The organism is Bradyrhizobium sp. 172, assembly GCF_023101065.1.
GTDB classification, from domain to species: Bacteria; Pseudomonadota; Alphaproteobacteria; order Rhizobiales; family Xanthobacteraceae; genus Bradyrhizobium; species Bradyrhizobium canariense_D.
The window spans coordinates 3,320,156-3,340,413 of sequence record NZ_CP064701.1 but is presented as its reverse complement, the minus strand read 5'-3'; the positions used below and the strand labels follow the sequence as shown (position 1 = coordinate 3,340,413).

General features: G+C 64.2%; 24 protein-coding genes and 2 pseudogenes. 6 read left to right on the top strand and 20 right to left on the bottom strand.

Translation table 11 applies throughout. The features are described from left to right. The first annotated feature begins 22 nt into the window (after positions 1-22). The 3 genes from IVB07_RS16030 (at position 23) to IVB07_RS16020 (ending at position 2,236) form a co-directional block, all read left to right on the top strand. The gene (locus IVB07_RS16030) at positions 23-427 is read left to right on the top strand and encodes a DUF4260 domain-containing protein (RefSeq protein WP_247362385.1); all 405 of its coding nucleotides are present in this window, start codon (positions 23-25) and stop codon (positions 425-427) included. Between the two features lie 140 nt (positions 428-567). After that, entirely contained in the window at positions 568-1,161 is a 594-nt protein-coding gene (locus IVB07_RS16025; protein ID WP_247392992.1) for a hypothetical protein, read from the top strand. A 79-nt stretch (positions 1,162-1,240) separates the two neighbouring features. Next, a complete protein-coding gene (locus tag IVB07_RS16020) occupies positions 1,241-2,236 on the top strand; it encodes a dienelactone hydrolase family protein (RefSeq protein ID WP_247392945.1) in 996 nt (331 codons plus the stop codon). Between the two features lie 146 nt (positions 2,237-2,382). Here the strand turns inward: IVB07_RS16020 and IVB07_RS16015 are convergent, their stop codons facing one another. The 6 genes from IVB07_RS16015 to IVB07_RS15990 all read right to left on the bottom strand — a co-directional run bounded on the left by IVB07_RS16015 (position 2,383) and on the right by IVB07_RS15990 (position 6,696). Then, positions 2,383-2,874, bottom strand: a complete 492-nt coding sequence (locus tag IVB07_RS16015; RefSeq protein ID WP_247767741.1) for a carboxymuconolactone decarboxylase family protein — start codon at positions 2,872-2,874, stop codon at positions 2,383-2,385. Continuing rightward, positions 2,871-3,038: a hypothetical protein gene (locus IVB07_RS16010; RefSeq protein ID WP_247767740.1), complete on the bottom strand. Its 168-nt coding sequence runs from the start codon at positions 3,036-3,038 to the stop codon at positions 2,871-2,873. The genes IVB07_RS16015 and IVB07_RS16010 overlap by 4 nt, the downstream gene beginning before the upstream one ends. 62 nt (positions 3,039-3,100) lie before the next feature. After that, entirely contained in the window at positions 3,101-3,919 is an 819-nt protein-coding gene (locus IVB07_RS16005) for a penicillin-binding transpeptidase domain-containing protein (protein WP_085364670.1), read from the bottom strand. A gap of 69 nt (positions 3,920-3,988) precedes the next feature. Then, the gene (locus IVB07_RS16000) at positions 3,989-4,249 is read right to left on the bottom strand and encodes an EscU/YscU/HrcU family type III secretion system export apparatus switch protein (protein WP_085351295.1); all 261 of its coding nucleotides are present in this window, start codon (positions 4,247-4,249) and stop codon (positions 3,989-3,991) included. Beyond that, on the bottom strand, positions 4,246-5,844 hold the full coding sequence (locus IVB07_RS15995; RefSeq protein WP_247394772.1) for a flagellar hook-length control protein FliK: 1,599 nt from the start codon (positions 5,842-5,844) through the stop codon (positions 4,246-4,248). The genes IVB07_RS16000 and IVB07_RS15995 overlap by 4 nt, the downstream gene beginning before the upstream one ends. A gap of 57 nt (positions 5,845-5,901) precedes the next feature. After that, a complete protein-coding gene (locus IVB07_RS15990) occupies positions 5,902-6,696 on the bottom strand; it encodes an ATP12 family protein (protein WP_247362379.1) in 795 nt (264 codons plus the stop codon). 74 nt (positions 6,697-6,770) lie between these two features. Here IVB07_RS15990 and IVB07_RS15985 point away from each other — a divergent pair, with 74 nt between their 5' ends. Next, positions 6,771-7,217, top strand: a complete 447-nt coding sequence (locus IVB07_RS15985; protein WP_247362377.1) for a hypothetical protein — start codon at positions 6,771-6,773, stop codon at positions 7,215-7,217. Between the two features lie 50 nt (positions 7,218-7,267). Here the strand turns inward: IVB07_RS15985 and IVB07_RS15980 are convergent, their stop codons facing one another. From IVB07_RS15980 to IVB07_RS15955, 7 genes and pseudogenes are all read right to left on the bottom strand, one after another. Further along, positions 7,268-8,482, bottom strand: a complete 1,215-nt coding sequence (locus IVB07_RS15980) for an RluA family pseudouridine synthase (protein ID WP_247362374.1) — start codon at positions 8,480-8,482, stop codon at positions 7,268-7,270. Continuing rightward, positions 8,479-8,628 carry a hypothetical protein gene (locus IVB07_RS15975; RefSeq protein WP_247392942.1) on the bottom strand — a complete coding sequence of 50 codons (150 nt, stop codon included), beginning with the start codon at positions 8,626-8,628 and terminating at the stop codon, positions 8,479-8,481. Before IVB07_RS15975 ends, IVB07_RS15980 begins: the two co-directional genes overlap by 4 nt. After that, positions 8,625-8,915, bottom strand: coding sequence for a helix-turn-helix domain-containing protein (locus tag IVB07_RS15970; RefSeq protein WP_018456469.1), 291 nt, complete (start codon positions 8,913-8,915; stop codon positions 8,625-8,627). The genes IVB07_RS15975 and IVB07_RS15970 overlap by 4 nt, the downstream gene beginning before the upstream one ends. Beyond that, positions 8,915-9,064 (bottom strand): type II toxin-antitoxin system RelE/ParE family toxin, encoded by a 150-nt coding sequence (locus tag IVB07_RS40665; protein WP_345946252.1) that lies wholly within the window; start codon positions 9,062-9,064, stop codon positions 8,915-8,917. The genes IVB07_RS15970 and IVB07_RS40665 overlap by 1 nt, the downstream gene beginning before the upstream one ends. 58 nt (positions 9,065-9,122) lie before the next feature. Continuing rightward, positions 9,123-9,263, bottom strand: a pseudogene (locus IVB07_RS40660) (type II toxin-antitoxin system RelE/ParE family toxin); the annotation flags it as partial. A gap of 63 nt (positions 9,264-9,326) precedes the next feature. Continuing rightward, entirely contained in the window at positions 9,327-10,661 is a 1,335-nt protein-coding gene (locus tag IVB07_RS15960; protein WP_247362371.1) for a replication-associated recombination protein A, read from the bottom strand. Next, positions 10,658-12,064, bottom strand: coding sequence for a DegQ family serine endoprotease (locus IVB07_RS15955; protein WP_247362368.1), 1,407 nt, complete (start codon positions 12,062-12,064; stop codon positions 10,658-10,660). Before IVB07_RS15955 ends, IVB07_RS15960 begins: the two co-directional genes overlap by 4 nt. Before the next feature lie 310 nt (positions 12,065-12,374). Here IVB07_RS15955 and IVB07_RS15950 point away from each other — a divergent pair, with 310 nt between their 5' ends. Beyond that, positions 12,375-13,988 carry an OprO/OprP family phosphate-selective porin gene (locus tag IVB07_RS15950; RefSeq protein ID WP_247767739.1) on the top strand — a complete coding sequence of 538 codons (1,614 nt, stop codon included), beginning with the start codon at positions 12,375-12,377 and terminating at the stop codon, positions 13,986-13,988. A gap of 81 nt (positions 13,989-14,069) precedes the next feature. Then, a complete protein-coding gene (locus IVB07_RS15945; protein WP_247377504.1) occupies positions 14,070-15,083 on the top strand; it encodes a zinc-binding alcohol dehydrogenase family protein in 1,014 nt (337 codons plus the stop codon). 31 nt (positions 15,084-15,114) lie between these two features. Here IVB07_RS15945 and IVB07_RS15940 read toward each other — a convergent pair whose 3' ends face one another. The 7 genes and pseudogenes from IVB07_RS15940 to IVB07_RS15910 form a co-directional block, all read right to left on the bottom strand. After that, positions 15,115-15,408 carry a DUF1330 domain-containing protein gene (locus IVB07_RS15940; RefSeq protein ID WP_204511511.1) on the bottom strand — a complete coding sequence of 98 codons (294 nt, stop codon included), beginning with the start codon at positions 15,406-15,408 and terminating at the stop codon, positions 15,115-15,117. Positions 15,409-15,417: 9 nt separating this feature from the next. Further along, positions 15,418-16,202 (bottom strand): annotated as a pseudogene (locus tag IVB07_RS15935) (SDR family oxidoreductase). 159 nt (positions 16,203-16,361) lie between these two features. After that, on the bottom strand, positions 16,362-16,778 hold the full coding sequence (gene rplQ / locus IVB07_RS15930) for a 50S ribosomal protein L17 (protein ID WP_247362361.1): 417 nt from the start codon (positions 16,776-16,778) through the stop codon (positions 16,362-16,364). A gap of 135 nt (positions 16,779-16,913) precedes the next feature. Then, complete coding sequence (locus tag IVB07_RS15925; protein WP_007603046.1) at positions 16,914-17,945, bottom strand: DNA-directed RNA polymerase subunit alpha; 1,032 nt, start codon at positions 17,943-17,945, stop codon at positions 16,914-16,916. 111 nt (positions 17,946-18,056) lie between these two features. Beyond that, positions 18,057-18,446 carry a 30S ribosomal protein S11 gene (gene rpsK / locus IVB07_RS15920; RefSeq protein ID WP_007603045.1) on the bottom strand — a complete coding sequence of 130 codons (390 nt, stop codon included), beginning with the start codon at positions 18,444-18,446 and terminating at the stop codon, positions 18,057-18,059. 122 nt (positions 18,447-18,568) lie between these two features. Then, on the bottom strand, positions 18,569-18,937 hold the full coding sequence (rpsM, locus tag IVB07_RS15915) for a 30S ribosomal protein S13 (RefSeq protein WP_018456460.1): 369 nt from the start codon (positions 18,935-18,937) through the stop codon (positions 18,569-18,571). Between the two features lie 186 nt (positions 18,938-19,123). Next, positions 19,124-20,017: an adenylate kinase gene (locus tag IVB07_RS15910; protein ID WP_204511513.1), complete on the bottom strand. Its 894-nt coding sequence runs from the start codon at positions 20,015-20,017 to the stop codon at positions 19,124-19,126. Positions 20,018-20,258 lie beyond the last annotated feature (241 nt).

Genomic DNA, 20,258 nt, shown 5'->3' with positions numbered 1-20,258 from the left:
AAGTTTTGCGTAGGAGGCGAGCATGACCGAAGGAACGGCGGAGACCGGCGCGGCGACGGGCGGCGTCAACATCCTGCTGCGGCTGGAGGGCCTGACCCTGTTTGTGGGGATGGTGATGCTCTACTGGACCTGGGACGGCTCCTGGCTGGTCTTTGCCCTGCTCTTCCTTGTCCCCGATCTGAGCTTTCTCGCCTATCTTGCCGACGCCAAACTCGGCGCGATGGTCTACAACGCCGCCCACAGCTACATGGCGCCGGTCGCGCTGCTGACGCTCGGCTTCGGCCTCGCCTCGCCGCTCACACTGTCCATCGCCTTGATCTGGCTCGCCCATATCGGCATCGACCGGGCACTGGGCTATGGCCTCAAATACTCGGCCGGGTTCGGCTTCACCCATCTCGGGCGGATCGGCCAGCAGAAGAGCGGCTGACGCAATTGCAAATCTGGTCCCGCCCGGTTGACCGGGCGCGGCGATTCAGGCTTGCTCAAGGCTTACGATCAGGCGCCGAATGTTGCGTGAGCTCAGTCGGTACGGCGGCGGTCATCATTTCCGGCTGCAAGCATCACCTCATGTCCGCGACGGTCGTTCCCCTGCCGCCGAACTCGTCGTCCGAAACCACCGACTTCCTGCGGCGCATGGCCAGCATGGTGTCGGGGCGGAACGGCGAAATGCTGCTGCGCGCCGCCGCGCTGATCGAGTCGCTGACGCAGCGGGCGATGTCGGCGGAACGCCTCTATCACCGGGAGCACGAAGAGAACACGCGCAACAGCAAATTGCGCGAGGCCGGAGAGATGGCGTCCGACGCCATGGTCAAGCAAATCGACGGGCTGCGCAGCCAGCTTGCCGAAGTCACCGCGGCCGCGGCGGCCGAGCGCGCGGCATTCGATGCCGAGCGCGGCAAGCTGCTCGGCCTGATGCAGCATGCGGAAAGCCATATCGGCCAAGTCACAAGCGAGCTGGAGACGCTGCACGCCTCGATCGACCATTTCAACGAGACCGTCATCTCCGTGCCAATCGAGGTGCTGCGGCTGGCGCGCACCCAGTTCGATTTCCTCTCCGCCGGCTTTGCCCGCAAGGGCGACGTGATCTCGCAGGCGATGAGCGAGATTGGCGGTTTTGCGATCGACCAGGCACTGACGGTGAAGAAGCCTGACACCGCCTGAGGCGAACCGCCGGCCTGCGTCAAATTGACAGCGCGCGGGCCTGTTGTTTTACTCACTGAAAATCACGGGGGAGGATCCGATGCCGTTGGCATACCGCGTCGCCATGGCGCTCTGCATTTCAACGCTGTTCGTCGACATGGGCGCCCACGCACAATCGCTTCCCAGGGAAGTCGCCACCCGCGCCGAGATCTATCCGATCCCCTCGCTCACCCTCTCCGATCAGCAATTCCTCAGCGGTGACGCCGCGGCCGGCAAGCCGGTGACGGTTGCCGGCGAACTGCGTGTGGCGCAAGGCAGCGGAAAACTCGCCGTCGTGGTGCTGATGCACGGCTCGAGCGGCGTCGGCGCAACGACCGAAGCCTGGGTGCACGCGTTCAACGCCATGGGCATCTCGACCTTCGTGATCGACGGCTTTACGGGCCGCGGGCTGACGGTGGTGGGTCCGAACCAGGCCCTCCTCGGCCGGCTCAACCTCGTCATCGACATCTACCGCTCGCTCGAGATCCTCGCAAAACATCCGCGCGTCGATCCTGATCGCATCGTGCTGATGGGCTTTTCACGTGACGGACAGGCGACGCTCTATGCGAGCCTCGACCGCTTCCACAAGCTCTGGAACAAGTCAGGCATCCAGTTCGCCGCTTACATTCCCTTCTACCCCGACTGCTCGACCACCTATCAGAACGACACGGAGATCGCCGCGCGCCCGATCCGCATCTTCCACGGCACGCCCGACGACTACAATCCCGTCAAGAGCTGCAAGGCCTTCGTCGAGCGGCTCAAGACGGCCGGCCGCGACGTGGTGCTGACCGAATATCCTGATAGTGCGCATGGTTTTGACAGTGGGCTGCTCGGCGTCAATACGATTGCCGTGTCCACGGGCGCGCAGACGGTGCGCAACTGCCAGATCCGCGAAGGCGATGGCGGCGTCCTGATGAACGGCGATACGAAAGCGCCGTTCACCTACCAGGATTCCTGTGTCGAGCTCAATCCGCATGTCGGCGGCAATCCATCGACTGCCGCCGAGTCACGTAAAGCCCTGGAGGAGTTTTTGCAGGCGCTGTTCAAGCTGGGTTGAGAAGCATCTCGGCCTGCATGGTTCGAGACGCCCGCTTTGCGGGCTCCCCACAATGAGGGTCTGTCTTCTTACCGCAAACAAGTCCTCATCCTGAGGAGCCTGCGAAGCGGGCGTCTCGATGGATGGCCGCAACAAAACTGCCTCCGCTACGGCTCGCCCGGCTTGAACGGCTCCTGCTTGTCCGGCGGCACGGTCTCTTCGGCCATTGCGAGCAACATCGCGACCATCACGTAATTGCCGGCGAGCGCGGTGAGGTCGACGATCTGCTGGTCGTTGAAGACCTTCTTCGCGCGCGCATAGGTTTCGTCGCCGACCTTCTTCGTCGTGGTGAGCTCGGTGACGAAGTCGTAGACGACGGCCTCCTCCTCGGCCATGTTCGCAGGCCGCTTATTGGCCTTCAGCTCCGCGATGATGTCGGGCGACAGGCCCGCCTTCGCCGCGAGCGGCGCATGGGCGTACCACTCGACCTGCGAGCGCCATTGCCGCCCGATGATCAGGATGGCGAACTCGTTGAGTTTTGTCGGGACCGAGGTTTCCCAGCGCAGATAATGGAACAGGTCGAACAGGCGCTGGCCGAGCACCGGGCTGCGGATCATCGGGTTGTAGGGACCGCCGATGCCGACGCTCGAGACCTTCATGATTGCTCGCCGAGCGGCTTCTGCTTGGCGTCGAGCTGGTCCATGGTGAGCTGAGGAAAGCGCGGCTCCCTGCTGGTGACGGGACCGGCAAACATCGTGGCGGCGAGCCAGCCGCCTGCGGCGGCAAGCGTGAGCGACGGCAGCCAGAGTGGCGTTGAGTTCATGTTCTCCTCCCGGTTTTTCTTGACCCGGGGGATGCTAGTCGAGCGGCGCCAGCGCGGTATCGCTAGATAGCGCCGATCTCGGCAAGGCAGGCTTGCGTCAGCGGCATGCGCTCTCCGACCAGGCGCGGCTCCTTGCAGTCCATGTTGAGCGCGAACACGGTGTGCGCTTCGCCCTTCTCGGCCCAGCCCACCATCCAGCCAAGCGATGGCTCGCCGCGCTCGGCGCCAAGCAGCCCGGACTTGGCGCGAATGACGCTATCGCCGACCTTGGTCACCGGCAGGATGTCAGCGACGAGATCCTGGCTGCGTTTCGAGATCGGCAATGCGCGGCGGCGCAGCCGGTCGATGAAATCGACCTGCTCGACCGGATCGATGCGCAAGGCGCCGGTGAGCCAGAACTGGTCGATGCCGCCGCCGATGTCGCGATTGCCATAGTCGAACAGATCGACGTACTTTTGCATGCGTTCTTGCCCGATCCGGCGCGCGATCTCCTGATAGACCGGCACCGCGCTGACGAGAATCGCGCTGCGCAGCGTGTGGTCCTTGTTCCAGGCCTCGATCGGACGCTTCACGCCGTCCCAGGGAAATACGTCCTTGTCGGGGTCAGTGACCACGCCGGTTTCGAGCGCAATCAACGAGTTCGGAATCTTGAAGGTCGAAGCCGGCAGCTTCGCCTCGCCCGAACGTTCCTTGTCGCTGGCGACGACCAGATAGTCCTCGACCTTGTAGCCGACGAACGTCCCCGCCGTGCCGAGGTCAGTGAAGCGCTTTGCGAGGCTGTCACGGATTTCATTTCGCGGTGGCGCGACGTGAGCGAATGCACGCGATGGCAGGATCGCGGTTGCGGCGAGAAGGCCGAGAGTGGAACGGCGGGTGAGCACTGGCGGTGTCCGTTACGCGATGAAGATGGCCGCGACCATGCAGCCGCTAACGTGGTGAAACGATGACAGCTACCGCCTGCCCGACAGCCGCAGCACGAACACCAGCACTTCGGCGACGGCCTTGTAGAGGTCCGGCGGGATCTCCTCGCCGAGTTCGACCTTGGAGAGCGCACCGGCCAGGATCTCGTTCTCCTCGATCGGGATGTCGTTGGCTTTGGCGATCTCGACGATTTTTTCGCCGATCGTGCCCTTGCCCTTGGCGACGACGACCGGCGCGTTGCTGCCCCTCTCGTAATGCAGCGCAATCGCAAGCTTCGACGGGTCGCTCATGTAGCGCGATCCAGAAAGTGGCCGGCGCGGGCCGGTGCGGGCTGTGGCGGCGTGCCATCGCGGACCAGGATGTCGCCGGGCTTGAGCTCGGCCCTGGTCAGTGCCTGGTTGAGCTCGCCGATTCCGGCGCGAAGCTGCTGTGCGGTCGTCGGCCGCTCCGCCCACATCCGCACGAAGGTCTTGTCACCGTTGAGCGTAATCAAAGCGTGCACGGGGCCGGCGGGCTCGACATTGAGTGTAAAGCGCGCACGCCAGGTGCGCCTGGCGGGATCGGCGGATTCATTGCCGCCGTCGCGCGAGATCTCGAACTGCGCCATTGCAGTGCCCTGCGGCGTTGCGAACGGAATCTCGAAATTCCACTGCGGCACGCTCGGATCGATCCTGTGACCGCTGGCGTCGGTGCGATCGGGGAGCGAAGCAACCTGGAGCAAGGTCTGGCGCGCGATCGCGGCATCGGTGTCGTCGAGCAGGCGATGCACGGTCGCGGCAAGAGGCGTATCCGGTACGAGTGACGGCGAGGCAATGAATTGCGGCGACGGCAGCGCGCCGCGAACCGGTGGTGGCGTCGCGCGCGCGGCGGCTTCGAAAATATGTCCCTCGGGTACGGCCTTGTTCGAGCCCGGCACGTTTCCCGTCATTCGCGGCAGGCTTTGCGTGATCTCTTGCAGGAGGCTGGCGGCAAGGCCTGCGGTCATGCCCCGCGGCACCGCGGCCTGCGGAGCACCGCCAGCGATGTCCGCCAACACAGAGGCTGCGAGATTGACGCTGCGCGGCATTTGCGGTGATTGGGCGATCTCGGGTTCGGTTGCGGGCAATGCGGCTTGCGTCTCCGCGGCAGCGAGCTGCGGTGTCGCCACGGTACCAGCCGGAAGGGCGGCACCTTGCGCCTGTGGCGCGATCGCCTCGAGCGTCGTCAGCGTTTGGCGCAGCACCAGCAATGCCGCCTTCAGGTCTGGCATCGTGCCGGAGGACGGCGTCGCGCCCTCGGCGAGCGAGGCTTCGAGGAATAGGCCGGATTTTTGGAATGCGGATTCAATGTCGCCGCCATCGAGGCCGGTGTTGAGCGGCGTCTGCTGCGCCAGCACGCCTAGCATCGCCTGCTTCAGCCCCGCCGGAAGATCGCTGCCGGTGACGACCGCGGCCAGATTGGCGAACAGCGGCGCCTGGCTGCCCTGCTTTGTGACCGCCTCGGCCGAAGCTGCGGTAACGGCGACCTGCTCCGATGGCGTCAGCACGTTGCGTCCCGCACTCGCCGACGGAGCAATCGGCGGGCTGTCAACCAGCGAGGCCACAGCCGGCGTCAGCGTGACCTGATCGGCGCTCGCCTCGCCTGCCCCGCCCATGACGGCGAGCCGGATGGTGCCGCCGTTCTGCGACACCGCAAGCTGGAGATTTTGGCCTGGTGCCAGCGCCACCTCGGACATCACATCCATCGACAGGTTGGCGATCGCGATCCGCACCAGATTATCGGCGAGCACGCTGACGACTCTTGCGTCGACGACGCTGCCGGCCTGCAGCACAAGATCGGGAGTCACCGCGTCAGCAACAGGGCTGGCGGCACTGACGGGAACGATCGAGCTTATCGGCGTCGGCATGGCGAGGGGCCCGGGGAGCGTAGGCCCTACCCTAAGGCCGCCCTCGTAAACCTCTCGTTAAGGACCTTTGGCCGCCGGCGGGTTCACAGCGGCCAAAACCGTCACGGCGGCCTGAAAGTCCCTGAGGCGGGCGGCGCGGCGGCCGACCGCTTCCTCGTCCACGCCCCATTTCTCGTCATTCCAGTCCTCATCGACATAAGCCGCCGCCCAGACCTGGCCGGCATCGCGCACGCCATGGGCCAGCGCCAGCGCCAGCAGGGCCGAGCCGGTCAGGGTGGTGATCACGTGGAGGGCGGCGACCGACCAGGCATCCCTCGGCAGCGCCGCACGCGCGGCCTGGACGGCCGCCTCCGGCTGCGTCACAGGCATGACGCCTTCCGACAGGATGAAATGCCCTCCCAGCGTCTCCGCGGCCCAGAACAACACGGGGTCCCAATGCGCGGCCTCGCGGGCGACGAGCCCCTCGGGATGGCCGGCGCGATAGAACAGCAGATCGGACTGGAGATACTTTGCGAGGTCGTCGCTGACGAGATCGACGCGGTCGACGACGCCCTCGACCACGCTATTGGCGATCCGCGTCAGCGGCATCGTCATGGGATTGATCGTCTCTTTCTGATCCGCCCACTCGGCAGCCACTGCGTCGGCTAGCACGCGCGCAGGGATGATCACCTGGCGGCCGGACGGCGTGCGGATCGCCTTGCCGTCAAGCGTGATGGCAAAGCCGCCCTCAGCCTCAGCGACCCCCACCTCCTTGTAGAAGCGCTTGCGCAGCGGCACGCGCGAGGCCTGGCGGACCAACTCCTGCGGATCAAGCGGGGATCGCCCCGCAGCTTCATCGAACAATTCGCGCATCTGGTTTTCGGCCCTGATCACTCAATGCTAGGCTTGTAAGGTAAGAGCGACGACCGATAAAGCGAGCGGCAGGTATGAGGGAACTTGCAGGCATTGCGGCTCTCCTTGCCGGGTTTTGGCCGGCCGCGGCGCAGGCCGGCTTTCGGGCTCCGGAATCGGTGGTCCGCAACGTCTACGCTCATTACGGCCAGGGCGCGCCGGAGCTCTCAAAAGGCCTGCCGCGGGATGGCGCCACCGCCCGGCAATTCTTCGACCCCTCCTTGTGCAAGGTGTGGTCCGCGCCGCGGGTCGAGCCCTACGATTTCCTAGTGCAGAGCCCGAGCTGGAAGCTCGGCCCCGTCGCGATCGCGGTCGTTCGCAGGCAATACGACAAGACCTATGTCGCGGCGAGTTTCGACAATCGCGGCCGGCCGGTGACTCTGAACTTCATCCTGGTCAGCGGACCCGAGGGCTGGTTGATCACGGATGTCCAGAGCCCGCACGATAGCCTGCGGATGTTTCTGGAGCAGTTTCGGAATTGAGCGGGTTTCATGATTCGGGGCGCAGCGAAGCAACCCAATAGCAAACTCAACTACTCCTCCGGCGCGTTCTCGATCGGATCAAACCGGCTCGCATCGAGCCCGAGCAGGTTCCATGACTGCTGCATGTGCTGCGGCAGCGGCGCGGTGGCATCAATGAAGCCGCCGCGGGGATGCGGGATGACGATGCGGCGCGCCAACAGGTGCAGCCGGTTTTGCAGGCCGCCCGGCAGTTGCCAGTTCTCGATGTTGAAATATTTGGGATCACCGACGATGGGGTGGCCGATATGTTCCATGTGGGCGCGCAGCTGGTGGGTGCGCCCCGTCACCGGCTTCAGCGACACCCAGGTCAGCTTGTTGCCGGCGGTCTCGACCACCGCATAATATGTCACCGCGTGGCTTGCGCCCTCATCGCCATGCTGGGCGATGCGCATGATGGTGTCGTCCTCGCTCTCCTCCTTGGCAAGGAAGGTCGAGATGCGGCCCTGCTTTGGCTTCGGCAGCCCCGGCACCAGCGCCCAATAGGTCTTTCGCGCCGACCGCGAACGGAAGGCGCCGGTCAGATGCGAGGCGGCAAAGCGGGTCTTGGCGACTAGGAGACAGCCCGACGTCTCCCTGTCGATGCGGTGTACGAGGCGCGGCTTCTGGCCCTTGGAATCGCGCATCACCTCCAGCATCTGGTCAATGTGTCGCGTCATGCCAGAGCCGCCCTGCACGGCAAGTCCGGCCGGCTTGTTCAGCACGAGAACGTCGTCGTCCTCGTAGATTGTCATCTCCTTCAGCGCGGCAAGCGTCTTTTGCGCCGCCTCCGACTGCGGGTTGGGTGCCTTTGGCGTGTCGAGCTTCAGCGGCGGAATGCGGACGCTCTGGCCCTCCTCCAGGCGGTCCTTGCTGTCGACGCGCTTGCCGTCGACGCGCAGCTCGCCTTTACGAACCACGCGCTGGATGTGGGAGAACGACAGGCCGGGAAAGTGCGCTTCAAGGAAGCGATCGACGCGCATGTTGTTCTCGTCGGCCGTCACCTTGACGGTCTGCACCTTGGTCGGCAGCAATGCCTCGACGGGCTTTGCCGGTGCAGCCTTTTCCGGTTCGGCTTTGGGCGCGCGCCGGTCAACGCGCTCGCTCGCAAAGCGCGGCGGCTTCGTGCCCGGCTTGCCGCCAGGCCGCAGCCCAGCAGGCTTCGCGCTGCGCGCCTTGAACGGACGCGCCTCCTTGCGCTCATCGCGCTCGCGAGGTTTCGGGTTCATTCTCTTGATGCGGCGGCTCATGCGGTGTTTCCAAGCTTTGGTGTCAACTGTGTATCGGCGCGCCGAGGCAGTGACGCGACTTCCGCGCCCATCTCGTTCTCCGCCAGCCGCAGGTCATATTGCTGTTGCAGGTTCATCAGGACGGCGCCTGGCACGAGCGAAGTCATACCAATTCGACTCGTAGAGTACGGCCAACCGCACTTGCGGCGCGTTGCAGTGTATCCAGCGTCACCGAGGGGGTCGCGGGATCAAGGAGCCGATCGAGCTGACGACGACTGGTCCTCATGCGTGCGGCCATCGCCGTCTTCGTGATTCCCTGCGTCTTCATCGCCTCCGTCAATTGCTCAGCGATAAGCTCCTTGAGAGCACGCTCCTCACAAGTCCCAAGTATACCTTGCTCGGTAAGAAACTCGTCGAACGTTTCTTTGCTCACGTGCGCTTTGCTTTTCGTCATCACGTCACCTCTCGCCTGCGCTTCAGCGCAAGGTCAATATCCCGCTTTGGCGCTTTCTGCGTTTTCTTGATAAAGCCGTGGAGCAGGATCATCTGACCGTCTTCCAAACAGAAGATCACTCGCGCAATCCGGTTGCTCGTCGAGATCACTTCGAACCTCCCACAATCCATCCCCCAGCGGGGCACAATGCGGGCGTCCGATCGGCCAACCGAATTCGACTTTCTGAATATCCTTCCCGACAGTTTTTCGATCTTCAGAAGGCAAATCCAATATCCACTCGCGAACAGGATTTCGACCTGTCGAGCTGACGTAGAATCTCGCGGGAAGCTTCTTCGTGCGATCGATCATTCGGCTGCGCTTATGTGTCATTTTTGACACGTAAACGCAAGCGCCTTCTCAGCGACGCAGAACCTACTTCCCACCCCGCTCCTTCCGCAACTTCGCCCAATAATCCAGCCGCTTGCGGATCTCCCGCTCGAACCCCCGCTCGGGCGGGTCGTAGAAGGTCTGGCGGCCCAGGGCTTCCGGGAAATAATCCTGGCCGGAGAAGGCGTCGGGCGTGTCGTGGTCGTATTCGTAAGATGCGCCGTAGCCTTCCGACTTCATCAGCTTGGTCGGCGAGTTGAGGATGTGTTTCGGCGGCAGCAGCGAGCCGGCCTGCTTTGCGACCTGCATCGCCTTGCCGAAGGCGGTGTAGACGGCGTTCGATTTCGGTGCGGTGGCGAGATAGACCACCGCCTGCGCGATCGCGAGCTCGCCCTCGGGATGACCGAGGAAGTCGAAAGCGTCCTTGGCCGCGTTGGCGATGACCAGCGCCTGCGGATCGGCAAGCCCGATATCCTCGACTGCCATGCGCACGACGCGGCGGGCCAGGAACAGAGGGTCCTCGCCGGCATCGAGCATGCGCGCGAGATAATACAGCGCGGCATCGGGATCGGAGCCCCGTACCGACTTATGCAGCGCCGAGATCAAATTGTAATGGCCGTCGGCCGACTTGTCGTAGATCGGCGCCCGGCGCTGCAATATCTCCTGCAACTGCGCGGCGTCGAAAATCTCGTCCTTGCGCGCGGCGCGCCAGACTTCCTCGACGAGCGTCAGCGACGCGCGGCCGTCGCCATCGGCCATGCGCACCAGCACGGCGCGCGCTTCCTCGTCGAGCGGCAGCTTGCGGCCCTCGACCTCCTCGGCATGCGCAAACAGCTTTTCGATCGCGGCCGCGTCGAGCGAGCGAAACACCAGCACGCGCGCCCGTGACAAAAGCGCCGCGTTGAGTTCGAAGGACGGGTTTTCGGTGGTGGCGCCGACCATCACCACCGTGCCGTCTTCCATGACCGGCAGAAACGAATCCTGCTGGGCGCGGTTGAAGCGATGGACCTCGTCGACGAACAGCAGCGTGCCCTTGCCCATCTCGCGGCGTGCACGCGCGGCCTCAAAGGCCTTCTTCAAATCGGCGACCCCGGAGAACACCGCAGAGATCTGCTCGAAATGCAGATCGGTGGCGTCCGCGAGCAGCCGCGCCACCGTGGTCTTGCCGGTGCCGGGCGGGCCCCAGAACACCAGTGAGCCCAGCGTACGCGTTTCCAGCATGCGCGTCAGCGCGCCGTCGGGACCCAGAATGTGATCCTGGCCGACGACCTCCGAGAGCGCGCGCGGCCGCAGCCGATCCGGCAGCGGATGCGGAGCCTCGTGATCGAGCCCCGCCGCGGCGAAGAGAGTTGGCGTCTCCTGTGGTCGCTTCGGACTCATCCGCCCAGCGTGACGTTGATCTGCTGGCCGCCACGCACCAGCGTGATGCGCCAGATGCGCTGGCGCTCGGCCGCCGCCTTCTCGAGATCGCTGGTCTTGCTGATCTTTTGGTTGTTGACCGCCAGGATGACGTCGCCCTTCTGGAAGCCGACATTCGCGGCCGCACTGTCGCCGCCGAGATCGGTGACCACGACGCCTTCGGTGTCGGCATCCAGATGCAGCTCGTCGGCCAACGCCGGGGTGATGGTCGAGACCTTCGCACCTTGGAGAGGCGAGCGCGCGGTGATGACGAGCTCGTTGCGGCCGGCATCGGGCGCGGCGTCCAGCGCCACCGTCAGCTTGATCGGCTTGCCACCGCGCTGCACGTCGATCTGCGCGGTGCCGCCAAGCGGCCGTGTGGCGAAACGATAGTCGAAGGCGTTGGGATCATCCACGGTCTGGCCGTCGATCGAGACGATCAGGTCGGAGGATTTCAGCCCGGCCTTGGCCGCCGGTCCGTTCGGAACGACGCTTGCGACCAGCGCACCGGTCGGCGAACGCAGGCCGAGACTCTCGGCGATCTCCGGCGTCACCGCCTGCAATTTCGCCCCTAACCAGGGCCGCTTCACCGCCTTGCCGCCGCCCTTGGCGGAGGCGACGACGACGCGCACCATGTTGGCGGGGATCGCGAAGCCGATGCCCTGCGAGCCGCCGGAGCGCGAATAGATCGCGGTGTTGATGCCCGCGAGCCTGCCGTTCATGTCGACCAACGCGCCGCCGGAATTGCCAGGATTGATCGCCGCGTCGGTCTGGATGAAGAACTGGTAGTCGGTGATACCGACCTGCGTGCGCGCCAAGGCCGAGATGATGCCGTGGGTCACGGTCTGGCCGACGCCGAAGGGATTGCCGATCGCCATCACGACGTCGCCTACCATCAGCTCGTCCGAATTGGTGAATTCGAGAGCCGGAAACTTCTCCTTGGTGTCCTTCAGACGCAGCACCGCGAGATCGCTGCGAGAGTCCTTCAGCACGATCTCGGCCTCGAACTCACGCTTGTCCGACAGGGACACCTTGACCTGGTCGGCGCCTTCGATGACGTGGACGTTGGTGACAACGAGCCCCGACGCATCGACGATCACGCCCGAACCGAGCGAGCGCTGCACCTGCTCCTGCTGTTGGCCGGGCACGCCGAAGAACCGGCGGAAGATCGGGTCGTCGAGCAGCGGGTTGCGGTTCTGCACCACCTTGGCGGCGTAGACGTTGACAACCGCCGGCTGCACCCGCTGCACGATCGGCGCATAGGACAGCCGCAGTTCGGCGGGCGAGGACGGCACTCGGCGGTCCTGCGCAGCGGCCGGATTGAAGTTGGCCGAAAAGGCTATGCACAGTGCCGTGGCGACGGCGCTCCAGGTCGATCGAAACATTCCTACCTCTTGGAAAAGACGCCGGAATATAGGCGCGTTCGCCCCCCATTAGAAGGGCGCCCGGCGGCATATTCGACCCCCTTTGGCGTGTCCGGCCTGCAAGCTGTGCGTGCGAAATAGCAATTTGCCGGGGCTGTGGATTGGCATGATGTGCGTCATCTTGCATGGTGGTGCAAGGCGGATTCGGTTGCGGCGAATTTACACCAGTGGGAACCGCGCAACCGGCCGCAGCGTCGCGGGGTAGTCATCGATCAAACCTAGGCTCTCCGCCAGCGACTTGGGGAAGTTCGTCAAACGATGGAGTCATGACGTGAGCAGGACAAGAATTGCAGCCACGGCGATGGGTCTCGCCGCCGCACTGGCAGCCTCGCAGGCCCAGGCCCAATCGGCGAGCAGCAGCGACCAGGAGATCGCGCTCCTGAAGCAGCAGCTGAAGATGCTGGAGCAGAAGCTCGACAAGCTCCAGAGCCAGACCGCCGCGAATACCGCGGCCACAGCGAAGGCCAGGCTTGAGGCGAAGGCGGAGGCGAAAGCTGAAGCGCGTTCCGAAGCGAAGGCCGCCGTCGCCAACGCCAACGCGGCGATCCCGCTCAAGGGACCGGCGCCCGCATCCGGCGTCGTCGTGACAATGCCGAACAACCGACCGACCATCTGCACTGCCGATGGGGCTAACTGCGTCGGGATCACAAGCCGTGTGCATTGGGATGTCGGCGGCTACGACTATCGGCCCAACACGGCGGCGACCGTGCCGCAAAAGCTCGAAAGCGGCGAGAACGTCCGCCGCGCCCGCATCGGTGTCGCCGGCAAGTTCTTCCACGACTGGAATTTCGCGCTGGTCTACGACTTCGGCGGCTCCTCCGACGGTTTTGGCGGCGCAGCTCCGGGTTCGCTGCCCGGCGGCGGCGTCTCCGGCATCGAGAACGCCTATCTCAGCTATACCGGCCTGAAACCGTTCGGCGGCAAGATGGCCATCGAAGGCGGCATCATGGACCTGCCCTACACCCTCGATGAGGCCACGAGCTCCAACGACATCATGTTCATGGAACGCGCCTCGGCGGGGATCGTCGCCACGAGCATCGCTGCGGGCGACTTCCGTTCGGCGGTCGGCACGCGCTGGTACAACGACGTGTTCTGGGCTGGCGCCTATGTCACCGGTCCCGCCACCAGTGCGATCCACTCAGCGTCGAGCGTTGCGCCGAACGGCAGCACGGAACAATACGGCGCGGTCGCGCGTGTCGCCGGCCAAGTCGTCAGCGGCAAAGACTACTCGGTCCATCTCGGCGGCAATGCCGAATGGCTGATCCAGCCGACGCGCAATCTGGTGACGGGTGCACAGACGGTGACGCTGAACGATCGTCCGGAACTGCGCATCGATCCCACGGCGCTGGCTACGACCGGCGCAATCGCCAATGCCTCCGGCGCGCAGGTCTACAGCGTCGAAGCGGCCGCCACCTATGGACCGCTGATCCTGCAAGGCGAGTATTTCTGGTACAACATCGATCGCAGCGCCAATACCGGCCTGCCGCCGCTGGGTGCGCCAAGCCTCAAATTCCAGGGCGGCTATGCGCAAGCCGGCTACGTGCTGACGGGCGAGGGTCGCAGCTATAATGCGGCCAATGCGGCCTATGGCGGCGTCAAGCCGGCACACCCGTTCTCCCTCGAGGGCGGCGGCTGGGGCGCGTGGGAGGTCGCGGGACGCTTCTCCACGATCGACCTCAACGATCAACTCGGGACCGCAACCGGCATCGCAGGCGGCCGGCAGACCGTCTACACGGCAGCGCTGAACTGGTATGTCAACGGCAACGTCCGTTTCATGCTGGACTATCTGCATGGCACGGTATCGAGGCAGGCCACGCCGATCTCGACCGCTGATGTCGGTTCGAAGTTCGATGCGGTCGCGATGCGGACGCAGTTCGCGTTCTAGGTCTCGCTTGTCATCCCGGGGGCGCGCGAAAACGCGAACCCGGGACCCGGCATCTGCAACACTATCTGAAGGAGACAAGCCATGAAGGCCGTCGGCTACAGGAAGTCGCTTCCGATCGAGGATCAGGACGCGCTGTTCGATTTCGAGACCGCCAAGCCCGAACCCAAGGGCCGTGATATCCGCGTGGCTGTGAAGGCGATCTCGGCCAATCCGGTCGATTACAAGGTGCGCAAGCGCGCAGCCCCGCCCGAGGGCGAGACCAAGATTCTGGGCTATGACGCGGCCGGCGTTGTCGACGCCGTCGGTCCCGACGTCACGCTGTTCAAGCCAGGCGACGAGGTATTTTACGCCGGCTCGATCCTGCGCCAGGGTACCAATTCTGAATTCCACCTCGTCGACGAGCGCATCGTTGGCAACAAGCCGAAGAGCCTGTCGTTCGTGCAGGCCGCCGCCCTCCCGCTCACCTCCATCACCGCCTGGGAATTGCTGTTCGATCGGCTCGGTGCGGTGCCCGGCAAGAGTGTCGATCCGCGCACGCTCTTGATCACGGGCGGCGCTGGCGGCGTTGGCTCGATCCTGATCCAGCTCGCCCGCCGCCTCACCGGGCTGACGGTGCTCGCGACCGCGACGCGGCCGGAGTCGCAAAAATGGTGCCTCGGTCTCGGCGCGCATGCGGTGATCGACCACGGCCAACCGATGAAAGAGCAGGTCGAGAAGCTCAAGCTGCCGCCCGTCGCGCTGGTGGCGAGCCTCACATTCACCGACCAGCACTACAAGAGCATCGCCGAGTTCATGGCGCCGCAGGGCAGATTCGGCCTGATCGACGATCCCCCGGAATTCACTGTGAGCGCGTTCAAGGGCAAGGCCATCTCGGTGCATTGGGAATCGATGTTCACGCGCTCCTCCTTTCAAACCGCCGACATGATCGCGCAGCATCATCTGCTCAACGACGTCGCCGACCTCATCGACAAGGGCGTCTTGCGCACGACGCTCGACCAGACCTTCGGCACCATCAACGCGGCCAACCTCAAGCGCGCGCATGCACTGCTCGAGAGTGGCAAGTCGCGCGGCAAGATCGTGCTGGAGGGGTGGTAGCGGCCACTCACTCCGTCATGCCCGGGCTTGTCTACGGTGCCACGCCCTCGACAAACAGCAGCCGACGCTCCAGCGCCGTGTGCCGCAGCTTCAGCGCCTCGGCGTACTCGGCCGAGGCATACCATTCCTGCGCCCGCGCCATCGATGGGAACTCCACGATGATGATGGTCTTGGGCGGCGGGCCGCCCTCCACCAATTCGGCGGCGCCGCCGCGCACGAGATAGCGGCCGCCATATTGCGCGATGGTTGCTGCGGCCAGCTCGCGATAGGCTTCCATCGCGGCTCTGTCGCGTACCTCGACCTCGGAGATCACATAGGCCGGCATCCGCAGGCCTCAGGCAATCGTATTGATGATGCCGCCCTCCGCACGCAACGCCGCGCCGTTGGTCGCCGAGGCTTCCTTCGAAGCCGCATACACCACCATGTTGGCGATCTCATCGACGCTGGCGAAGCGCTGGAGCAGCGAGCTTGGGCGATGTTGTTTGACGAAATTGGCCGCGGCCTCATCGACCGACTGGCCGTTCTGCTTGGCAAGATCCTTCACGAACGTCTCGACGCCCTCCGACATTGTCGGGCCCGGCAGCACGGAATTGACGGTGACGCCGGTGCCCCGTGTGAGCTGCGCCAGGCCCCGCGCGACCGAGAGCTGCGCCGTCTTGCTCATGCCGTAGTGGATCATCTCGACGGGAATGTTGAGCCCGGACTCCGAGGAGATGAAGACGATTCGGCCCCAGTTGCGCTTGAGCATGCCTTTCATATACGCACGCGAGAGACGCACGCCGCTCATCACGTTGACCTCGAAAAAGCGGCTCCAGTCCTCGTCCGGAATGTCGAAAAAGTCCCTCGGCTCGAAGATGCCGGCATTGTTGATGAGGATGTCGACGTCAGCGCCGCGGCCAGCGCCTTGCAGCCCGCCGCGGTCGAGACGTCGGCGGCGATGCCGCGGACCTTTCCGCCCGCCCCTTCCAGCTTGCGCACGGCCGCATCGACCTTGTCCTGGCCGCGTCCGTTGATCACGACGCTCGCACCCGAGCCGGCAAGGCCCTTGGCGATGGCGTGGCCGATGCCGGCAGTCGAGCCGGTGACGAGGGCGGTCTTTCCGGATAGGTCGATGTTCATGCGTGATCTCCGTTGATGCTTGCGGAGATATTGGGCGCTGCCGGCACGATAGCAATCGGCACTCACCGACGCGTGAGGAGCGGGACGTAACCAACAGGACGGCCAATAAAAAAGCGGCGCCCGAAGGCGCCGCTTTCTGAAAACTCTCTGCCGGTCGGCTTATGCCGCCTCGGCTTCCTTTTCCCGCACCGGACCGGAATCCAGGCCCTTGGCATCGACATCACGATCGACAAACTCGATCACGGCCATCGGGGCGTTGTCGCCGTAGCGGAAGCCGGCCTTGATGATGCGGGTGTAGCCACCCTGGCGATCCTTGTAGCGGGGCGCGAGCGTGTCGAACAGCTTCCTGACCTGATCCTTGTCACGCATCTCCGAGATGGCCTGACGGCGCATGGCCAGCCCGCCCTTCTTGCCGAGGGTAATCAGCTTCTCGACGATCGGACGCAATTCCTTCGCCTTCGGCAGCGTGGTGACGATCTGCTCGTGCTTGATCAGCGCGGCGCACATGTTGGCGAACATCGCGCGGCGATGCTCAGCGGTGCGGTTGAGCTTGCGATGAACCTTGCCGTGACGCATTTATCTATTCCTTGAATTTCATTCGTCGCGACGGTTCGTCGGACCAGTTGCTCAGGTGGGCTGCCTGCGTTCGCCCGCTAAGGCGCGATGAATTCGCGCCTCAGCCTGTTGTCGTTCAGCCTGTCGTCGTTCGGATCAGTAGTGATCCTCGAAGCGCTTGGCGAGCTCGTCGATGTTCTCCGGCGGCCAGCCCGGCACTTCCATGCCGAGGTGCAGACCCATCTGGGCCAGCACTTCCTTGATCTCGTTCAGAGACTTGCGGCCGAAGTTCGGAGTGCGGAGCATTTCCGCTTCGCTCTTCTGCACGAGGTCGCCGATGTAGACGATGTTGTCGTTCTTCAAGCAATTGGCCGAGCGCACCGACAGCTCGAGCTCGTCCACCTTCTTGAGGAAGGCCGGGTTGAAGGCGAGGTCCGGGATGATCTCCTGGGCGACTTCCTTGCGCGGCTCTTCGAAGTTGACGAACACGTTGAGCTGATCCTGCAGGATGCGCGCCGCGTAGGCCACGGAATCATCCGGCGTCAGTGCGCCGTTGGTCTCGATCGTCATGGTCAGCTTGTCGTAGTCGAGGATCTGGCCCTCGCGGGTGTTCTCGACCTTGTAGGAGACCTTGCGGACCGGCGAGTACAGGCTGTCGACCGGGATCAGGCCGATCGGTGCGTCCTCGGGGCGGTTGCGCTCGGCGGGAACGTAGCCCTTGCCGGTTGCGACCGTGAACTCCATACGGATCTCGGCGCCCTCATCGAGCGTGCAGATCTGCAGGTCGGGATTGAGCACGACGACGTCGCCCACGGTCTGGATGTCGCCGGCGGTGACGACGCCCGGTCCGGACTTCTTGACGACCATGCGCTTGGGGCCTTCGCCCTGCATCTTGATCGAGATGTCCTTGATGTTGAGCACGATGTCGGTGACGTCCTCACGGACGCCCGCGATCGAGGAGAACTCGTGCAGCACGCCGTCGATGTGCACCGACTGCACTGCCGCGCCCTGGAGCGAGGACAGCAGGATGCGGCGTAGCGCGTTGCCGAGCGTCTGGCCGAAGCCGCGCTCGAGCGGTTCGGCGACGATGGTCGCGAAACGGGTCGGATCGCTGCCGGGCTGTACCTGCAGCTTGTTCGGCCGAATCAGTTCTTGCCAATTTTTCTGGATCGTCACTGTTTCACCCATACAGGCCAGTCAGACTGCTGTTGCAGGCACTGGCGTTGGAGAAAGGCCGCAGATCATTTCCACGGCTTTGCAAAAAATCATCGCGGGCGCCAATGCGCCCGCAATCTGGTATCAAACGCGCCGACGCTTACGGGGACGGCAACCGTTGTGCGGGATCGTGGTCACGTCGCGGATCGAGGTGACGGTGAAGCCCGCGGCCTGCAGCGCCCGGAGCGCCGATTCGCGGCCCGAACCGGGACCGGCGACTTCGACTTCCAGCGTGCGCATGCCGTGCTCCTGCGCCTTCTTCGACACGTCCTCGGCGGCAACCTGTGCGGCATACGGGGTCGACTTGCGCGAGCCCTTGAAGCCCATCGTGCCGGCGGAGGACCAGGCAATCGTGTTGCCCTGCGCGTCGGTGATGGTGATGGTCGTGTTGTTGAACGACGAGTTCACGTGCGCGACGCCGGAGGCGATGTTCTTGCGCTCACGACGACGAACGCGGGTGGCTTCCTTGCCCATAGACTACCTTTCCTGAAGATCTCAACGCCGCCGTAATGCCAGCGGCTACACCTGTGGAACGAAAGGCGCGTGGCGAACGGGTCATCCCCGGGTCGCCACACGCCGTGATTGGATGCGAAAACTTACTTCTTCTTGCCGGCAATGGCCTTGGCCGGACCCTTGCGCGTACGCGCGTTGGTGTGGGTACGCTGGCCACGCACCGGCAGACCGCGACGATGGCGCAGGCCGCGATAGCAGCCGAGGTCCATCAGACGCTTGATGTTGATGCCGACCTCACGACGCAAATCGCCCTCGACCATATAGTCGCGGTCGATCACTTCGCGGATCTGGAGCACTTCGGCGTCGCTGAGCTGATTGACGCGACGATCCACCGGGATCTTCACCTTCTCCAGAATCTCACCGGCGATCTTCTGACCGATGCCATGGATGTACTGGAGCGCGATCAGCACGCGCTTGTTGGTCGGGATGTTCACGCCGGCAATACGGGCCACGGCCTTCTCTCCTGTCGCCAATCCCTCGTCAGGAATCGGGCTTTAAGTGCTTGGTTTCTCGGGCAGGTGTTCACAAACGCGAACACGACGCCCACCCCTGGTCTTCCTGGGGCCCGGCATCGTTTGAAACTATCCGACTTGGATGCGGGCTTATTAGGGGATTCAGGGGGCTTTCGTCAACCGCTGCTAGCGCTTAGCTCGCCTTTTCGTGACCTTTTTTGCGGCCTTTTTGGCACCTTTCTTGACAGCCTTCCTGGCGGTCTTCTTGGCTGCCATCTTCTTTCCTGCCTTCTTGGCGGCTTTCTTGACGATTCTCTTGCCCGCCTTCGTAGCCTTCTTGGCCGCCTTCTCGGATTTGGCAGCCTTTTTGGCCGCTTTCGCAGACTTTTTGGCCGATTTCTTCGCCGCCTTGGCCTTTCTGGCCGGGGCCGCCTTTGTCGCACTCCGGGCGCGCGTCTTGCCATGTGCCTTGCCATGCGTCTTGGGCTCGACCGCCCCGAGCGCCAGGAGCTGGCGATGGATGGCGCGGGTGACCTCATCGATGGCCATCATGCCGTCGATGGTCGAGAGCTTGCGCCGCTCGGAATAGTAGTGAATCAGCGGTTCCGTCTGGCTGCGGTAGCTGGCGAGTCGCTTGGTCAGCACCTCCGGGGTGTCATCAAGCCGGACCTCTTCCCCGCGCTCGCGCATCTGGGCGACGCGAGTCTCGACGCGATTCAGGAGCGCGCTTTCGTTGACGCGGAGCTCGATCACGGCATCGAGCTTGAGGTGCTTGTGCTTGAGCAGCTCATCCAGCGCCTCGGCCTGCGGCACGGTCCGCGGGAAACCGTCAAGGATGAAACCGTTTTTGGCATCCGGCTGATCGATCCGATCGGAGATGATCCCCACCACGACATCGTCTGGCACGAGACCGCCGCTGGCCATGATCTCCTTAGCCTTGAGCCCGACCGGCGTTCCGGCCGCCACCGCTGCACGCAACATCTCGCCGGTCGAGAGCTGGACGATGCCATAGCGCTGCACCAGCAGCTGCGCCTGGGTGCCCTTGCCCGATCCCGGTGGCCCCAGAAGTATAATTCTCATCGGCGTACGCCCCCCGATTGGTGCGCGATACGTCGCGCGCCCGTGTTTTGAAGTCCAGTTACAGTGCAAATCATAATCAGCGCCGCACCGCTACCCATATCATAGGGGAGCAAATGGCCAGACGCCAAGAAGCCTTTGAGATCAATGCTTGCACGACAGGAAGAGCGACTCTGCCGAGGCGACCGAATGGCCGGCTCGCCGTCCGCGCGCATTGCACGCGCGGCGAATCGGCGGCGCAATC

Excerpts from the sequence above, each read along its gene's own strand:
- rpsK (WP_007603045.1), bottom strand. The coding sequence starts at position 18,446 with ATGGGCAAGGAAGCCACCCGCGTTCGTCGTCGTGAGCGCAAGAACATC.
- IVB07_RS15940 (WP_204511511.1), bottom strand. The coding sequence starts at position 15,408 with ATGCCGGCCTATGTGATCTCCGAGGTCGAGGTACGCGACAGAGCCGCG.
- IVB07_RS16025 (WP_247392992.1), top strand. The coding sequence starts at position 568 with ATGTCCGCGACGGTCGTTCCCCTGCCGCCGAACTCGTCGTCCGAAACC.
- rplQ (WP_247362361.1), bottom strand. The coding sequence starts at position 16,778 with ATGCGTCACGGCAAGGTTCATCGCAAGCTCAACCGCACCGCTGAGCAT.
- IVB07_RS16010 (WP_247767740.1), bottom strand. The coding sequence starts at position 3,038 with ATGAACTCAACGCCACTCTGGCTGCCGTCGCTCACGCTTGCCGCCGCA.
- IVB07_RS15985 (WP_247362377.1), top strand. The coding sequence starts at position 6,771 with ATGAGGGAACTTGCAGGCATTGCGGCTCTCCTTGCCGGGTTTTGGCCG.
- IVB07_RS15925 (WP_007603046.1), bottom strand. The coding sequence starts at position 17,945 with ATGGGTGAAACAGTGACGATCCAGAAAAATTGGCAAGAACTGATTCGG.
- IVB07_RS15970 (WP_018456469.1), bottom strand. The coding sequence starts at position 8,915 with ATGACGAAAAGCAAAGCGCACGTGAGCAAAGAAACGTTCGACGAGTTT.
- IVB07_RS16020 (WP_247392945.1), top strand. The coding sequence starts at position 1,241 with ATGCCGTTGGCATACCGCGTCGCCATGGCGCTCTGCATTTCAACGCTG.
- IVB07_RS15960 (WP_247362371.1), bottom strand. The coding sequence starts at position 10,661 with ATGAGTCCGAAGCGACCACAGGAGACGCCAACTCTCTTCGCCGCGGCG.
- IVB07_RS15945 (WP_247377504.1), top strand. The coding sequence starts at position 14,070 with ATGAAGGCCGTCGGCTACAGGAAGTCGCTTCCGATCGAGGATCAGGAC.
- IVB07_RS15955 (WP_247362368.1), bottom strand. The coding sequence starts at position 12,064 with ATGTTTCGATCGACCTGGAGCGCCGTCGCCACGGCACTGTGCATAGCC.
- IVB07_RS16015 (WP_247767741.1), bottom strand. The coding sequence starts at position 2,874 with ATGAAGGTCTCGAGCGTCGGCATCGGCGGTCCCTACAACCCGATGATC.
- IVB07_RS15995 (WP_247394772.1), bottom strand. The coding sequence starts at position 5,844 with ATGCCGACGCCGATAAGCTCGATCGTTCCCGTCAGTGCCGCCAGCCCT.
- IVB07_RS15980 (WP_247362374.1), bottom strand. The coding sequence starts at position 8,482 with ATGAGCCGCCGCATCAAGAGAATGAACCCGAAACCTCGCGAGCGCGAT.
- IVB07_RS15990 (WP_247362379.1), bottom strand. The coding sequence starts at position 6,696 with ATGCGCGAATTGTTCGATGAAGCTGCGGGGCGATCCCCGCTTGATCCG.
- IVB07_RS16000 (WP_085351295.1), bottom strand. The coding sequence starts at position 4,249 with ATGAGCGACCCGTCGAAGCTTGCGATTGCGCTGCATTACGAGAGGGGC.
- IVB07_RS16030 (WP_247362385.1), top strand. The coding sequence starts at position 23 with ATGACCGAAGGAACGGCGGAGACCGGCGCGGCGACGGGCGGCGTCAAC.
- IVB07_RS15910 (WP_204511513.1), bottom strand. The coding sequence starts at position 20,017 with ATGAGAATTATACTTCTGGGGCCACCGGGATCGGGCAAGGGCACCCAG.
- IVB07_RS15975 (WP_247392942.1), bottom strand. The coding sequence starts at position 8,628 with ATGACTTCGCTCGTGCCAGGCGCCGTCCTGATGAACCTGCAACAGCAA.